This window comes from Burkholderia sp. MS455 (assembly GCF_016899445.1).
Classification (GTDB): Bacteria; Pseudomonadota; Gammaproteobacteria; order Burkholderiales; family Burkholderiaceae; genus Burkholderia; species Burkholderia pyrrocinia_C.
The window spans coordinates 205708-219623 of record NZ_CP041778.1 but is presented as its reverse complement, the minus strand read 5'-3'; the positions used below and the strand labels follow the sequence as shown (position 1 = coordinate 219623).

General features: G+C 67.1%; 17 protein-coding genes. 7 read left to right on the top strand and 10 right to left on the bottom strand.

What is annotated here, in order from left to right; translation table 11 throughout:
* Positions 1-10: 10 nt before the first annotated feature.
* Positions 11-1768: a ShlB/FhaC/HecB family hemolysin secretion/activation protein gene (locus FPJ27_RS05480; protein WP_239483237.1), complete on the bottom strand. Its 1758-nt coding sequence runs from the start codon at positions 1766-1768 to the stop codon at positions 11-13.
* 311 nt (positions 1769-2079) lie between these two features.
* On the opposite strand from FPJ27_RS05480, the gene FPJ27_RS05475 reads away from it, so the two are divergent.
* The 3 genes from FPJ27_RS05475 to FPJ27_RS05465 all read left to right on the top strand — a co-directional run bounded on the left by FPJ27_RS05475 (position 2080) and on the right by FPJ27_RS05465 (position 3543).
* Positions 2080-2712: a LysE family translocator gene (locus FPJ27_RS05475; RefSeq protein WP_072438180.1), complete on the top strand. Its 633-nt coding sequence runs from the start codon at positions 2080-2082 to the stop codon at positions 2710-2712.
* A gap of 215 nt (positions 2713-2927) precedes the next feature.
* Positions 2928-3269: a type II toxin-antitoxin system RelE/ParE family toxin gene (locus FPJ27_RS05470; protein ID WP_072438178.1), complete on the top strand. Its 342-nt coding sequence runs from the start codon at positions 2928-2930 to the stop codon at positions 3267-3269.
* Positions 3256-3543 (top strand): helix-turn-helix transcriptional regulator, encoded by a 288-nt coding sequence (locus FPJ27_RS05465; RefSeq protein WP_072438177.1) that lies wholly within the window; start codon positions 3256-3258, stop codon positions 3541-3543. The genes FPJ27_RS05470 and FPJ27_RS05465 overlap by 14 nt, the downstream gene beginning before the upstream one ends.
* Positions 3544-3584: 41 nt before the next feature.
* Here the strand turns inward: FPJ27_RS05465 and FPJ27_RS05460 are convergent, their stop codons facing one another.
* The 3 genes from FPJ27_RS05460 to FPJ27_RS05450 form a co-directional block, all read right to left on the bottom strand.
* Entirely contained in the window at positions 3585-4274 is a 690-nt protein-coding gene (locus FPJ27_RS05460; protein ID WP_204422250.1) for a YebB family permuted papain-like enzyme, read from the bottom strand.
* 144 nt (positions 4275-4418) lie between these two features.
* The gene (locus FPJ27_RS05455; protein WP_175960271.1) at positions 4419-4988 is read right to left on the bottom strand and encodes a hypothetical protein; all 570 of its coding nucleotides are present in this window, start codon (positions 4986-4988) and stop codon (positions 4419-4421) included.
* A gap of 219 nt (positions 4989-5207) precedes the next feature.
* Positions 5208-5666 (bottom strand): Lrp/AsnC family transcriptional regulator, encoded by a 459-nt coding sequence (locus FPJ27_RS05450; RefSeq protein WP_006749370.1) that lies wholly within the window; start codon positions 5664-5666, stop codon positions 5208-5210.
* A gap of 125 nt (positions 5667-5791) precedes the next feature.
* On the opposite strand from FPJ27_RS05450, the gene FPJ27_RS05445 reads away from it, so the two are divergent.
* From FPJ27_RS05445 to surE, 3 genes are all read left to right on the top strand, one after another.
* Positions 5792-6526: an AzlC family ABC transporter permease gene (locus FPJ27_RS05445; protein ID WP_204422249.1), complete on the top strand. Its 735-nt coding sequence runs from the start codon at positions 5792-5794 to the stop codon at positions 6524-6526.
* Positions 6519-6827: an AzlD family protein gene (locus FPJ27_RS05440; RefSeq protein ID WP_175002410.1), complete on the top strand. Its 309-nt coding sequence runs from the start codon at positions 6519-6521 to the stop codon at positions 6825-6827. Before FPJ27_RS05445 ends, FPJ27_RS05440 begins: the two co-directional genes overlap by 8 nt.
* A gap of 177 nt (positions 6828-7004) precedes the next feature.
* Positions 7005-7784 (top strand): 5'/3'-nucleotidase SurE, encoded by a 780-nt coding sequence (surE, locus tag FPJ27_RS05435; RefSeq protein WP_204422248.1) that lies wholly within the window; start codon positions 7005-7007, stop codon positions 7782-7784.
* A gap of 148 nt (positions 7785-7932) precedes the next feature.
* On the opposite strand, the gene FPJ27_RS05430 is transcribed toward surE, so the two are convergent.
* From FPJ27_RS05430 to FPJ27_RS05405, 6 genes are all read right to left on the bottom strand, one after another.
* Complete coding sequence (locus tag FPJ27_RS05430; protein ID WP_072438167.1) at positions 7933-8754, bottom strand: SDR family oxidoreductase; 822 nt, start codon at positions 8752-8754, stop codon at positions 7933-7935.
* A gap of 31 nt (positions 8755-8785) precedes the next feature.
* Positions 8786-8902 carry a hypothetical protein gene (locus FPJ27_RS36300; RefSeq protein WP_239483236.1) on the bottom strand — a complete coding sequence of 39 codons (117 nt, stop codon included), beginning with the start codon at positions 8900-8902 and terminating at the stop codon, positions 8786-8788.
* A 204-nt stretch (positions 8903-9106) separates the two neighbouring features.
* Positions 9107-9574 carry a cupin domain-containing protein gene (locus tag FPJ27_RS05420; RefSeq protein ID WP_072438165.1) on the bottom strand — a complete coding sequence of 156 codons (468 nt, stop codon included), beginning with the start codon at positions 9572-9574 and terminating at the stop codon, positions 9107-9109.
* Positions 9575-9760: 186 nt separating this feature from the next.
* Positions 9761-11113 carry a pyridoxal-dependent decarboxylase gene (locus FPJ27_RS05415; RefSeq protein ID WP_204422247.1) on the bottom strand — a complete coding sequence of 451 codons (1353 nt, stop codon included), beginning with the start codon at positions 11111-11113 and terminating at the stop codon, positions 9761-9763.
* 29 nt (positions 11114-11142) lie between these two features.
* A complete protein-coding gene (locus FPJ27_RS05410; protein ID WP_034181860.1) occupies positions 11143-11442 on the bottom strand; it encodes a metalloregulator ArsR/SmtB family transcription factor in 300 nt (99 codons plus the stop codon).
* A 179-nt stretch (positions 11443-11621) separates the two neighbouring features.
* On the bottom strand, positions 11622-12509 hold the full coding sequence (locus tag FPJ27_RS05405; protein WP_204422246.1) for a LysR family transcriptional regulator: 888 nt from the start codon (positions 12507-12509) through the stop codon (positions 11622-11624).
* Between the two features lie 133 nt (positions 12510-12642).
* On the opposite strand from FPJ27_RS05405, the gene FPJ27_RS05400 reads away from it, so the two are divergent.
* Positions 12643-13680, top strand: a complete 1038-nt coding sequence (locus FPJ27_RS05400; protein ID WP_072438159.1) for an aldo/keto reductase — start codon at positions 12643-12645, stop codon at positions 13678-13680.
* Positions 13681-13916: the final 236 nt, after the last annotated feature.

Genomic DNA, 13916 nt, shown 5'->3' with positions numbered 1-13916 from the left:
TCACGCGCGCTCAGAAATATTGAGCGGCCTGAACCCATACGCTCGGCGCGCGGGTCGGCGAGCCGAACGCCGCGCCGAGCGGCCACGCGGCCGTCAGCGTCACCTGGCGCTTCGCGCCGAACCAGCTCGCGCCGACACCGCCGGCCTGCATGTGCTGTATGTTTCGCCCTTGCGACCACGGGTACTTGTCGGCCTGCACGCGCCCGGCGTCGACAAACGTGCTGATCTGCCATCCCGGCGCGACGAGATACCGCAACTCCGCGCTGGCCTGCCAGCCCTGATCGCCGCTGCCGGCGCCGAGCGCGTAGGCGCGCACGCCGTACGGGCCGCCGAGACTGAATTTCTCCGATTCGTCGAGATTGCGCGACGCGAGCTGCGCACTGAATTGCGTGTACAACTCGAACCGGCGCCCCAGCGCCTGCACTCGCAGCGCGCTCACATTCAGCTTCGTAAAGCTGCCGATCGATTTTTTCAGCGCATCCGCTTCGAACGGATCGTTGCTGCGCAGCCGCCCGACGCCGAACATCACCGAGAACCCGTTGCGGCCGCCGCCCAGCCAGCCGTCCTGACTGTTGCCGCTGACGCCGAAGGTCCACAGGCCAACGTTCTTGTCGCGCCGAATGTCGAATACACCGTAGTCGTCGCGCAGGTTCTTGTTTTCGTACTGGATCTGCGCGGTGACGTTCAGGTTTCGCGCGCGCACGAGCGGCTGCGTCACGTACGCGGTCTGCACGCTCGCGCGGCCGCTGGAATCGAGATCCGAGAATGCTCCGCCGAGCCGGTAGCGCAGCGACGAATACGCAACGCCGACTCGCGTCGACGCGGGCCCGACCGGTATCTGGTAGCCGGCGCGGTAATAGCGCTGCAACTCGTTGCTGACGAGCCCGCGCAGGCTCAGGCGATCGCCGAGCCGCAGCGGCGAATTGACGTCGACGCTGCCGCCGACACGGTAGCGCCCGAGCGCTGCGTCGCCGAAGTTGTCGAATTCGAGCGATCCGGACGCGAGCGGCCCTTTGTCGGCGTCGACGACGAGATCGGTGGTGCCGGGCATATCGCCCGGACGCAATGTGCCGCGCGCAGCGACGCCGGCCAGGTCGTCGAGCAGCAACAGGCTGCGCTCGAGACCGGACCCGCGCACGACATCGCCCGGATGCAGCGCCGAGAGCGGCTGGCGCAGCGCGGCACCGAGCACGCGCGAATGATTCTGGATCGTGATTGCGCCGTAGCGCCCTTCGGCGATTTCGATACGCACGACGCCGTCGTCGATGTCCTGGCGAGGCAGATAGGCGCGTGCAAGCACGTAGCCATGGCGGCGATAGTAGGCAGTGATGCGCGCGGCGGCGCGTTGCAGGTCGGCGAATCCCAGCGTGCTGCCGGCAAGATCGGCGACGAGCGGCTGCAACTCGTCGTTGCCGAACACGGTATTGCCGTCGAACGCGAACGCGCGAACGAGCACGCGAGGCCCCGACTCGGGCGCGCTCTCGGCAGCCTCTTCCGACGGCGCCACCGTCAGCTCGGGCACAGCTTCCGGCGGCAGATCCGGCCGTGGTGCCTCGATATCGCGCATCGCTCGCCCCGCATCCGGCACTTGCGCATGGGCCGGCTCGAACAGGCTCGCGGCACCGCCGCAGATCAGCGCCACGCACAATGCGTGGCGAACCCGCGGGACCACACCGACGTCGTGCGACACCGAACGCGAACCGGCCTCGCGCGACCGCGTCGCTTCGACGCTACCGATGTCGGCCCGAAGGCGGTCGACGACTTGCATATGATCTACCCACATGGAATACATTCGGACCTGGCCGACAAGGCACTTGCCAGCTGTGACTCAATCGCCGAATGCTACAGACAGACATTCCGCATGTATTTAGATCACGTACGAAAATTCGTGACGTAATTGTTAATTGCCGGAGCAGCCGCGCGACATGCCCAAATGGCAAAAAAACGGCTTCCGCTTTATCGGAAGGATGGAAGCAAGTCGGCCGTCGGCCGGATTCTGGCGCGAGCACGGTTGACCACCTGCAGCGGCACGCCTAAAGTGACATTCCTTTTTACGCCGCTCACGCAAGAAGGATTGCAATGACCGACTTCTCCACGCTCGCGTTGTTCTCGGGCGCGTGTCTCGCGCTGACGGCCACGCCGGGCCCCGACATGCTGCTGATCGCATCGCGCAGCGTGAGCCAGGGCCGGCGCGCGGGCTTCGCGACGCTCGCCGGCATTCAGGCCGGCACCTACTGTCATGCGCTCGCCGCCGCGCTCGGGCTGTCGCAGCTCTTTCTCGCGGTACCGATCGCATACGACATCGTGCGTTTCGCCGGCGCTGCCTATCTGCTCTATCTGGCGTGGAAGACGTTTCGTTCGGACGCGACCGCACTATCGCCCGTCGCGTCGCGGCGCCGGCACTCGACCGCCGCGATCTTCCGTCAGGGCCTGACGACGAACCTGCTGAATCCGAAGATGGCGCTGTTCGTGCTCGCGCTGTTCCCGCAGTTCGTGCGGCCCGGGCACGGCTCGATCGCCGTGCAGATTCTCGTGCTCGCGACGGTGCTCAACCTGATCGGGCTCGTCGTGAACGGCGCGGTGATTCTGTCCGCGAGCCGGCTGAGCCAGCGGATCGGCGCGCGCCGCCGTCCGTCGAAACTGCCGCAATACCTGCTCGGCACGGTGTTCGTGGGGCTCGCCGCGCGACTCGCGGTGGCGGGACGGAACTGATCTCGCCGCCTCCCGAAGCACACGAGCAGGCCTGATATCCATTCGGATAACTAGTCGAATTCAGGTCACCGGCAAACAATCTGGCTCGCACATCAGCAACGAAGCACCGGAGAAACGTCTGGACGTTTCTCCGGTGCTTCCGTGCATTCGACGAGCCGCCCTCATGACAAACACGACGGCGCTCCTTCTTGCAAGGAAATAACAAATTTGTTACCATGCGAACCGTCGCGTATGAAATCCATTTCTTCAGCGAGCAAGTCGAGGCAGGCGTGTTTGCGTTGCCGAAGACGCTGACCGCCAGGTTCTTCGCACTCGCCGACCGTATGGAGCAGTACGGCCCGAATCTGGGCGAACCTCACACCAGGCCGATGGGCGACGGGTTGTATGAAATGCGCTTGAAGGGCCTGGAAGGTATCGCCCGTGTGTTTTACTGTGCGGCCGTCGACCGGCGGATCGTCATGCTTCACTGCTTCGTGAAGAAGACGCAGAAAACGCCGGGGAAAGAACTGGAAACCGCGCGCCGCCGATTGAAGGAGATTCGATATGGCAACCTATAAGGCACTGCGCGAGCGCGCATTGTCCGATCCGAAGGTACGCGCCGAATACGACCGGCTGAACCGCGAGGAATTCGCGCTGCTCGACGCAATGCTGGCCGCCCGGCGAGCCGCCGGTCTTTCGCAGGCCGATGTGGCAGAGCGCATGGGCACGAAGGCGCCTGCCGTCACGCGGCTCGAACGCGCGCTCGCGACAGGCCAGCACTCTCCGTCGATTGAAACACTGCGCAAGTATGCAGCCGCGTGCGGAAAGAAACTCGTGATCTCTTTTGCCTGAGTCACACCGGACGACTGACGGCTCACCTCCGCGCTTCCGCTCTATTCTCTGTCCTCGAACACATCGCAGGCGCAATCGCGCGTATCCGCCACCACGCGCAGTTCCCGACTGCCCATCAAGCTCGCCGGCGTCACCGTGCGGCGCTGCCACGGAATCCGGCCGAAGTACCAGACCTTCCAGAAACCGAGCGGATGATCGGGATTCCGGCGCAGCAGCGTGTCGAAGGTCTCGACGTCGCCGAGCGCGATCCGCGTCGCGTCGCGCACCACTTCTCGAACGAAACGCGAACAGAACTGCCGGCGCGACGCGAGATTGAAGCCCGTGTCGTAGACCACGCCGACCCGGCGCATCGCCGCGTCGACGAGCCGGCTTCGCTGCGCGGCATCGATCGGCTGCTTCAGCCGTGCGATCACGCATGCGCCGCGATCGGAGCGCGCGAGAAACCGCGACATCGTCGTGACGCGCGACAGCGGAAACGTGCTCTCCGCAATCAGTACCTCGCCGCCGCGCTCCCCGACGACGATCCCGACGTGATTCGTCCACGAGCGCGTTGCGCTGGCCACTTCGAGAAACGGCCGCACCGTCACGCGGATGAACACGATGTCGCCGATCTCCGGCTCGACCGGCAACGGCATGTCATGCGGTTCGGGAGAACCGACGGAGAAAAGACGCCGCCGGCCCGCGCCGGGAGAGCGAATCATGAGCGGCCGGCAGCCGGTATCGACAACCATACGAACCTCGCGCGAGTGAGCATGGCGCGAGCATGTCAGCAGCAGCCGCGCACCGCATCCGCTGCATGCGCGAGGGTGAGAATCCGCGCCGCCGGGTAGCGAAATTCGATACCGGCGAGACGCGTGGCGCGCGATGCCGAGCGGTCAGCGCGTCGCGCCCAGCGCCACGCGCAACCGTTCCATCAGTTGCGTGTAATACCGCAGCACGTCGTCCCTGGGCACGACATTCGCGGTCGCGAAACGATCGGACCACGCCGGCTTCCATTCATACGAGCCGTGCACGCTGCGGTCGCCGTCGGGCGCCTGGATCAGCGAACGGATCCGCGCGTCGCGGCCCGGGCCCGTGTGCATGTCGAACAGCGCGTGGATATACGTGTGATACGCGTCGTACACGTCGTCATCGAACAGATAGCGGTAGATGTGGAACGTGCGGTCGAGCTCACGCTTCGCGCGGATCACGTCGTCCGGCGAGATGTCCTTCCAGTAGCCGATCCACGTATAGAAGCACAGCAGCGCATTGAGCTGCGGCGCGACCGCGTCGTACAGCGCGAGCCGCTTCTCGATCAGCCGCTGGTTGGTCCACTGCACGAGTTCGAGCCGCTTCAGCCGGCGCGCGACGAGCCAGCCGAGACACGCGACCGACAGCGGCGTCAGCACGCCGAGCACGAGCTTGACGATTTCCAGCGAATTCCACGGATTGTTGAATGGCTGCATGGTGACCCGACAAGAAGAAACGCATCCGCGCCGGCGCATGACCCGGCGCGCGGCGCCGCCTGCCCGATCGCATCGACATTGACCGTTAGTTGCTTGTGCATCGAACGTCGCACGGCGGTGCGAGCAATACGCTCGAAGCGGCGTGACACGCCAGTTTATCCGGCGATTGTCGCCGAGCCGTGACCGTTCGTCGACTCGTCTCCGCACGCACGCGCCGCGCTAGGTCGGAAGCGCCGACGTGAGCTTGACCTTCTGCATCGGAATATCGGTCTTCACGCTCAGCACGCCCGGGATGCGCGTCAGGGTTTCCATCTGGAAACGCCGGTAGTCGTCGATGTCGGCCGCGACGACGCGCAGCAGGAAATCGCAGTCGCCGGCCATCAGGTGGCACTCGACGACTTCCGGCATCTGCTGAACGGCATCGGCGAAACGGTTCACGGATTCCGCGTCCTGCCCCTTCAGCCATACGCGCGTGAAGATGGTCAGCCCCTTGCCGACCTTCGCGGGATTCAGCACGGCCACGTATTTCTCGATCACGCCCGCTTCCTCGAGAAGCCGCACGCGCCGCAGGCACGGCGACGGCGACAGCCCGACCTCGTGCGCGAGTTCCACGTTCTGCATGCGGCCGTCGCGCTGGAGCGCGCTGAGGATCCGCCGGTCGATGGCATCAAGTTTCATTTGGCATCAGATTCCAAAAAATTCTCAAATCACAAGTTCAATGCCAAATTCTCCGAAATCCATGGCGACAACGCAACCCGATTCGAGTCAAAAAAGCAGACAATCCCTCCCCCGAAGGAGGAGTCATGAGCAGTAGCGTTTCAACGTCGTCCGGGCTTCGCGACAAGCCCGCCTATGTCGCCGAGATGGGGCGCGGATTGCGCGCGGCGCTGCCCGTCATGCTGGGTTTCGTGCCGTTCGCACTGGTGCTGGGCGCGCAGGCGGCGCAAAAAGGGTTGAGCCTGTTCGAGGTACCGATGATGACGGGCCTGAACTTCGGCGGCGGGTCCGAATTCGCGGCGATCCATCTGTGGACGTCGCCGCCGCATATCGCGCTGATCGTCGCGATGTCGTTCCTCGTGAACTCGCGGCACATCCTGATGGGCGCCGCGTTCGCGCCGTACATCCGGCGCCTGCCGCGCCGCCGCGCGTTCGCGGCGCTGTTCTTCATGTGCGACGAGAGCTGGGCGATGTCGCTCGCCGATGCGAAGGCGCGCTCGGCCACGCACATCAGCGTCCCCTATTACGCAGGCATCTGCGCGGGGCTCTACCTCACGTGGATCTCGATGACCACGCTCGGCGCGGCGGTCGGCCCGACGATCGGCAACGTCGAGCAGTACGGCTTCGACATGGCGTTCACGGCCGTGTTTCTGGTGCTGCTGCGCGGGATGTGGAAAGGGATGCGCGCGAGCCGCCCGTGGTTCGTGAGCCTGGTCGTCGCGGCAGCCATGCACCTGGCCGTGCCCGGCGCGTGGTACGTCGCGGCCGGCGCGTGCGCGGGACTGATCGCCGCGCTGCGGTGGGAGCCGCGCGATGCCTGAGCTTCCGGATTTCAGCACCGTCGCGACGATCGTGCTGATGGCCTCGACGACCTACCTGTCGCGCATCCTCGGCTACGTGCTGCTGCGCAACCGCACGCTCAGCCCGCGGATGGCTTCGGTGATGGAGAACGTGCCCGGTTGCGTGCTGATCTCGGTAATCGCGCCGGCCTTCGTGTCGACGCGCCCGGCCGACCTGCTCGCGCTCGCGATCACGCTGCTCGCGGCGACGCGCCTGTCGATCCTGCCGACCGTCATCGTCGGCGTCGTGTCGGCGGGGCTGCTGCGGCACCTGCTCGGATAAGCCGTTCCGACCCGCCGCGCACGCGGCACCTCCACCGACGAACGGGCGCGCGATGCGCCCGTTTTCACGTCCGCGCCGGCGACACGACACGACGGTTCTCACGCCGGGATGCTAGCCTTGTGGCTTGCGCCACGCCGCACTTCCCTCTCATCGCCCATCTCCGCGAGGACCGCTCCGATGCAAGAAACCCGCCCGCTTTTCGACCGCGTCCTGCTGACCAACGACGACGGATTCGACGCCCCCGGCCTTGACGTGCTCGAACAGGTCGCCACGCAACTGGCGCGCGAAGTGTGGATCGTCGCGCCGGCAGAAGACCAGAGCGGCACGTCGCATTCGCTGAGCCTGCACGAGCCGCTGCGCGTGCATCGCAAGGGCGAACGCCGCTTCGCGGTGCGCGGCACGCCCGGCGATTGCGTCGCGATCGCGGTCAGCCACCTGATGAAGGACGCGCGGCCCGACGTCGTGCTGTCCGGCGTGAACCGCGGTGCGAATCTCGGCACCGAAACGGTGTTTTCCGGCACGGTCGGCGCCGCGATGACGAGCATGCTGGTCGGCGTGCCGGCCATCGCGCTGAGCCAGGCGTTCGCCGATCGCAACGCGGTGCCGTGGAACACGGCGCTCGCGCATGCGCCGGACGTCATTCGCCGGCTCGTCGCCGCCGGCTGGGACAGCGACGCGTGCCTCAACGTGAATTTCCCGGCACGCCCCGCGCAGGACGTGCGCGGGCTGAAGGTGACGAACCAGGGCGCCGGCACGCTGCAGGGCGTCGAGATCGTGTCGGGCCGCGACCCGCGCGAGATCGACTATCACTGGCTGAAGCTGGCGCGCGCGCCGCGCGACGACGACGCGGATTCGGAAACGGTCGCGCTGGGCGAAGGGTATGTGGCCGTCACGCCGCTGAAGTTCGAGCGCACGCACGACGGCGCGCTCGCGCGGCTGCGGTCGAATCTCGGCTGATCGGGTTGGCTGGGTTGGCTGGGTTGGCTGCTTCGGCAGCTTTGGCCGGGCGGCCGCTTCGGCGCTTGCGCACGACGCCTGCGCGAGGTGACCCCGTTGCCCGGTCGCGTCGGCGCACAACGTCGCGTACGCGGCCGCCCGCACAGCGTCACGTCAGGTTCAATCCCCCGTCGAGCATCACGATCTCGCCCGTCACGTAATCGGACGCGACGAGCATCGCGACCGTCTGCGCGATGTCGTCCGGCGTCGCCGCGCGACGCATCGGCGCGCGTTCTCGCCAGAGCTGCTGCGCTTCGGTCCAGCCGGCGGTCAGCGGCGTATCGACCAGCCCCGGCGCGACCGCATTGACGCGAATCGCCGGCGCGAGCGTGCGCGCCAGCAGCCGCGTCGTGTGATTGAGCGCGGCCTTCGCCGCCGCATACGGAATCGACGCGCCTTTCGGCCGCACGCCCGCATGCGAGCTGACGTTCACGACACAACCGGCCCGCCCGCGCGACGCCGCTTCGAGCAGCGCGGGCTGTGCTTCGGCGACGAGCCGGAACGGCGCGATCACGTTGATCTCGTGTATCTCGCGCCACACGTCGGGCGTCGCCGCCGCGAGGTCCTCATGCGGAATCACGCGGCTGATCCCCGCATTGTTGACGAGCACGTCGAGCCGCCCGTGCACGGCGAGCGCGTCGCGGATCAGCCGCACGCGCCCGGCATCGTCGGCGAGATCGGCCTGCACGTAGGCCGCGCCGAGTTCGCGCGCCATCGCGCGTCCGATGTCGGCCGAACTGCGGGAATGCAGGATCACCGCATAGCCGTCCGCCGTCAGGCGGCGCGCGATGGCCGCGCCGATCCCCGACGTCGAGCCGGTGACGAGCGCGACGGGCCGATGCAGGCGCGACGCGCGCGGCTCGGCAGCGGCTTCGGTTTCAGGCTCCGTTTCGGAAATCGGGGCATGCATCGGCGGGAGCGGCGCGTCCATATCGGGGAACCCTGTCGGTGGCGTTCCTGCATCATAAGCGCGACGACGCGACCAGGATATCCATCGTCACTTCCTCGAACAGCGGCGTACCGAGGCAAAACACGCTACCGACCGGGTTCAGCGAACAGATGCCGGGCACGGGCAGCACGTACCACGCGGAAAGCTGGCCGCAATCGTCGCTGCCGGGAATCGGGAAGCCGGTCCGACACGATCGCTCTCGCGTCGATACAGGCCAGCCGCACGAGCCGTGATACCAGCGAAAACGGGGGCAGCGACGATCGTCACAACCGCTTGACCCAGCGATCGCCGGGCGCGGTGACCTGCAGCCTGCATCAGGGCATCGCCGATCGGCTCAGCGCTGCTTCGGCAGGTCGACAAAATCCTCGAGCTCGCCGGCCACGTACAGCCGCTTGCCGATTCTCGGGTATTCGCACACGTCGTGTTCGAGGCGCTGCCCGGCGACGATCAGTTCGAGCGGCACGTCACCCGTGTTCTGCAGCGTGTGTGCTTCACCGCCGCGCGCGAAGCCCAGGAAATCTCCGGGCCCGACGTCGTAAGGGCGTTCGCCGATCGTGACCGTCCCCGTGCCGGACAGCACGTACACGCATTCTTCCTCGTACAGGTGACGGTGGTATTCGGCCGATTCGTGGCCAGGCATCAGCGTGAGCAGATGGAAGCCGAACTGCGTGATACCGGTCAGGTCGCTGAGCGGTCTTTTGAAACGAACGGCATTGGGATTCAGCGAATGCACGGCGCGCGTCGGTTCCATCTTCGCGATATCGGCGGCCTTCAGCAATTCCCGGGGAGGGGTGATCGACATGGGGGGGCTCTCGTTGGCGTGACTGCATCGGTTGGGCGCGCCACCCGGGGCCGGCGAACGGGCAGCCGTCGAACGGGCGACGCGGCGCATGGGCGCGCCCCGGCATTGTCCGACATTTCCGGCCGCGTGGAGACACGGCATCGCATGGCGACGCCGGTTCGCCGCCGCTCCGGCCCCCGCCACCCGTCAGCGCACGGGCGTGCCGCGCAGTTCAGTCAGCAGCGCCACGAGCCGATCGATGTGCGCGTCTTCCGTGCGCCACGACGACACGCTGATCCGGAACGCCGGACGCCCCTGCCACACGGTCGCGCCGAACCACACGTCGCCCGAATCCTGCGCGGCCTCGCGGATCGCGACGGTTTCCTCGTCCGTGCCGGCGCGCACCAGCACCTGGTTCAGCACGACGCGGTTCAGCACGTCGTAGCCGGCCGCACGCAGGCCGTCCGCGACACGCGATGCCTGCGCGCAATGCCGCTCGACCATCGTGGCCAGCCCGGCACGGCCGAGCGAGCGCAGCGCGGCCCACACGGGAATGCCGCGCGCACGCCGCGAGAATTCGAGGTTCAGGTTCTTCTGCGCGTCCTGCGCGCCGCTCAGGTAGACGGCATCGCTGTTCATCGCGGTCGCGAGCGCGTCCGCGTCGCGGCAGATCACCATCGCGCCGTCGTACGGCGTGTTGAGCCACTTGTGGCCGTCGGTGGTCCAGCTATCCGCGCCGTCGATGCCGTCCGTCAGCGCGCGTTTCGACGACGCGCGTGCCCACAGCCCGAACGCGCCGTCCACATGCACCCATGCGCCAACCGCCTTCGCAGGCGGAATCAGCGCCGCGAACGGATCGAATTCGCCGGTGTTCACTTCGCCGGCCTGCAAGCAGAGGATCGTCATGTCGTCGAGCGGCGGCAACTGCGCCGGGTCGATGCGACCGTGTGCATCGACCGGCGCGACGACGAGACGCTTCAGCCCGAAGCCGAGCACGCGCAGCGCCTTCTTCACCGTGATGTGCGCAAGCTCGGAGATCACGACCTTCACCTCGGGCGCGCCGATCAGGCCGTCCTCGTCGACGTCCCAGCCCTTGCGTGCAAGCAGCGTGCGCCGCGCGGCCACCAGCGCGACGAGCGTGCACGCCGTCGCGCTCGTGCCGAAACCGACCGCGCTGCCTTCGGGCAACGCAAGCACGTCGACGACCCAGCGCGCGGCCTGACGCTCGATCGTCGCGGCCACCGGCGAATTCGCGTACGACGACGCGCACTGATCCCACGCGAGCATCAGCCGCTCGGCCCCCGCCGCGGCCGGCAGCGCGGCGCCGATCACGAAGCCGAAGTAGTTCGGGCCGTTCGACGCGACGGTCGCGGGCGAGCCCTGCTCGTCGAGCAGGCGCAGCACGTCGTCGGCCGGGCGGCCCGTATCGGGCAGCGGCTCGTCGAACGCGGCGAGACCGGCCAGCGCGGCCGCATCGGGAAACGCGCGCCGGTCGTTCGTCGCTGCCAGGTACGCGTGCGCGCGCCGGTCGGCGTCGGCCAGCAATGCAAGTTCGTCCATATCGGTTGCCTCGGTGGGGATCGGTCGAATCAGAGTTGCGAGAGATCGCGGCCGAGCTGCTGCAGCGCGCCGTCGATCCGCTTGTAATACGTGAACTTGCCGACACGGGTCGCCTGCACGAGCCCGGCATCCGCGAGGATGCGCATGTGGCGCGTGGTCGTGGCCGGCGCGATGCCGAGCTTCTCGGTGATGTACGTGCAGCACACGCCGAGTTCGTCGAAATCGCCGTGCGGCTGCGGCGGGAAATGCTTGCGCGGCTGCTTGAGCCAGCGCATCACGGCCAGACGGCTTTCGTTGGCCAGTGCGCTGATGCGGGTGACGTCGTCCATGGGGTTGGAAGGCTTTGTTTAACGTTTCGTATATTAGCTAAATGACGAAACGTGGGCAATCTGCTCGAGGTCCGATTTCAGGCTGTCGCGTCACGTTCGGGATCACGACATCGGTATTCGATGCGATCGCGGCAAAACGGCTGCCACACCCTCCCGCAGGCAGCGCGAGCAACGCGCCTTTACGCCCCCGCCAGTGCCTGCGCCAGCCGCTCGATCAACGCGCGCACGCGCCGCGGCTGCACGGCACTGCCCGGATAGACGATCTGCAAATCGACGTCGCCCGGCGAGAACGCGCGCAGAACCTCGACGAGCGCGCCGGACGCCAGATCCCGTTCGACGTCGACCAGCGACTTCAGCGCGACGCCGTGCCCCGCGATGCACCACGCGCGGACGAGCGCGCCGTCATTGGCTACGCGCCGGCCACGCACCATCACACGCTTCAGTTCGCCATCGATGCTGAACGGCCATTCGGCATACAGGTCGGGCCCGAAACGCATCACGATGCAATCGTGCGCGGCGAGATCGTCCGGATGCCGTGGCGTGCCGTGCGCGGCGAGATACGCGGGCGACGCGCACACCGCGCGCCGTGCGCGGCCGAGCGAACGGCTGTGCAGCGAACTGTCCGCCAGCGTGCCGCGGCGGATCGCGAAATCGAGCCCTTGCCCGACGAGATCGACGTAGCCGTCGCCGAGATGCAGGTCGACCGTGACGCCCGGATGCTCGGCCAGGAACGCGTCGACGACGGGCACGACGCGCTCGCGTCCGAGATCGGCCGGCGCGCTCAGGCGCACGGGCCCCGACAGCGTCTGTGCGCCTGAGCGCACGCGGCTTTCGAGTTCGCCGGCCTCGGCCAGCAGGCGCCGCGCGCCGGCAACCAGCGTGCGGCCCTCGTCGGTCAGGCTGATCGCGCGCGTCGTGCGCGTAAGCAGCGCCGCGCCGTAGTGGCGCTCGAGCGCCGCCAGCCGCTCGGACACCGTGGCCGGCGACAGGCCGACCTCCCGGCCCGCCGCAGCCAGCCCGCCCTTTTCCACGATGCGCAGGAACAGCGCGAGGTTATCGAGCAGCATTATTCGCCCTATCCGAAGGATATTTTCGAATTCTGCCCAATTATCTGAAATATCCGCAAGCGATACAGTGTGATTCCGCCGACGGGCGCCCGTCCGGCACGCGCCGGGCTTCGACCATTCAAAGGAAACGCACATGGAATACCGTACGCTCGGCCGCTCCGGCCTCAAGGTTCCCGTCCTGAGCTTCGGTGCCGGCACGTTCGGCGGCACCGGCCCGTTGTTCGGCGCATGGGGCAACACGGGCGTCGACGAAGCGCGCCGCCTGGTCGACATCTGCCTGGAAGCCGGCGTCAACCTGTTCGACACCGCCGACGTGTATTCGGACGGCGAATCCGAACGCGTGCTCGGCGCGGCGCTCAAGGGCCGCCGCGACCGGGTGCTGATTTCGACGAAGACGGGCCTGCCGACCGGCGATGGCGCGAACGACGCGGGCACGTCGCGCGCACGGCTCGTGCGCGCCGTCGACGCCGCATTGGGCCGCCTCGACACCGACTACATCGATCTGCTGCAGTTGCACGCGTTCGACGCGGGCACGCCGGTCGAGGAAGTGATGTCGACGCTGGACGATCTCGTACGCGCGGGCAAGCTGCGCTACATCGGCGTATCGAATTTCGCGGGCTGGCAGATCATGAAATCGCTTGCGGCAGCCGATCGCTACGGGTGGTCGCGCTACGTGGCGAACCAGGTCTACTACTCGCTCGTCGGCCGCGACTACGAGTGGGACCTGATGCCGCTCGGCGCGGACCAGGGCCTCGGCGCGCTCGTGTGGAGCCCGCTCGGCTGGGGCCGGCTCACCGGCAAGATCCGCCGCAACGCGCCGCTGCCCGAAGGCAGCCGCCTGCATGAAACGGCCAGCTACGGGCCGCCGGTCGACGACGAGCGCCTGTACGACGTGGTCGATGCGCTCGACGCGATCGCGGAGGAAACCGGCAAGACCGTGCCGCAGATCGCGCTGAACTGGCTGCTGCAACGGCCGACCGTATCGTCGGTGATCATCGGCGCGCGCAACGAGGAACAACTGCGCCAGAACCTCGGCGCGGTCGGCTGGTCGCTGACCGATGCGCAGGTCGCGACGCTCGACGCGGCGAGCGCGGTGCAAGCGCCGTATCCGTACTTCCCGTATCGCCGGCAACAGGCGTTCGCGCGACTCAATCCGCCGATGCGCGGGTAAGGGGTGAGATCAGTCCGCGAAATTCTCTCGAGGCGGATTAATCGGTGTAAACGGGTGTCAAAATGGCGACCGGTCTTGCCCAGCATGGCTGACGTCGGCAGCCTCTGGTAGCCCGAGGGATACAAAATCTTCCTTTTCATCGGTTCTTGTATCCCCACGGCTACAACTTCGACGCGTCAATTTGTATTCGCTTCCAGCCCGGACGAATCCACCGACACCGCCTCCGCACAACACTC

Excerpts from the sequence above, each read along its gene's own strand:
- FPJ27_RS05480 (WP_239483237.1), bottom strand. The coding sequence starts at position 1,768 with ATGCAAGTCGTCGACCGCCTTCGGGCCGACATCGGTAGCGTCGAAGCG.
- FPJ27_RS05475 (WP_072438180.1), top strand. The coding sequence starts at position 2,080 with ATGACCGACTTCTCCACGCTCGCGTTGTTCTCGGGCGCGTGTCTCGCG.
- FPJ27_RS05470 (WP_072438178.1), top strand. The coding sequence starts at position 2,928 with ATGCGAACCGTCGCGTATGAAATCCATTTCTTCAGCGAGCAAGTCGAG.
- FPJ27_RS05465 (WP_072438177.1), top strand. The coding sequence starts at position 3,256 with ATGGCAACCTATAAGGCACTGCGCGAGCGCGCATTGTCCGATCCGAAG.
- FPJ27_RS05460 (WP_204422250.1), bottom strand. The coding sequence starts at position 4,274 with ATGGTTGTCGATACCGGCTGCCGGCCGCTCATGATTCGCTCTCCCGGC.
- FPJ27_RS05455 (WP_175960271.1), bottom strand. The coding sequence starts at position 4,988 with ATGCAGCCATTCAACAATCCGTGGAATTCGCTGGAAATCGTCAAGCTC.
- FPJ27_RS05450 (WP_006749370.1), bottom strand. The coding sequence starts at position 5,666 with ATGAAACTTGATGCCATCGACCGGCGGATCCTCAGCGCGCTCCAGCGC.
- FPJ27_RS05445 (WP_204422249.1), top strand. The coding sequence starts at position 5,792 with ATGAGCAGTAGCGTTTCAACGTCGTCCGGGCTTCGCGACAAGCCCGCC.
- FPJ27_RS05440 (WP_175002410.1), top strand. The coding sequence starts at position 6,519 with ATGCCTGAGCTTCCGGATTTCAGCACCGTCGCGACGATCGTGCTGATG.
- surE (WP_204422248.1), top strand. The coding sequence starts at position 7,005 with ATGCAAGAAACCCGCCCGCTTTTCGACCGCGTCCTGCTGACCAACGAC.
- FPJ27_RS05430 (WP_072438167.1), bottom strand. The coding sequence starts at position 8,754 with ATGGACGCGCCGCTCCCGCCGATGCATGCCCCGATTTCCGAAACGGAG.
- FPJ27_RS05420 (WP_072438165.1), bottom strand. The coding sequence starts at position 9,574 with ATGTCGATCACCCCTCCCCGGGAATTGCTGAAGGCCGCCGATATCGCG.
- FPJ27_RS05415 (WP_204422247.1), bottom strand. The coding sequence starts at position 11,113 with ATGGACGAACTTGCATTGCTGGCCGACGCCGACCGGCGCGCGCACGCG.
- FPJ27_RS05410 (WP_034181860.1), bottom strand. The coding sequence starts at position 11,442 with ATGGACGACGTCACCCGCATCAGCGCACTGGCCAACGAAAGCCGTCTG.
- FPJ27_RS05405 (WP_204422246.1), bottom strand. The coding sequence starts at position 12,509 with ATGCTGCTCGATAACCTCGCGCTGTTCCTGCGCATCGTGGAAAAGGGC.
- FPJ27_RS05400 (WP_072438159.1), top strand. The coding sequence starts at position 12,643 with ATGGAATACCGTACGCTCGGCCGCTCCGGCCTCAAGGTTCCCGTCCTG.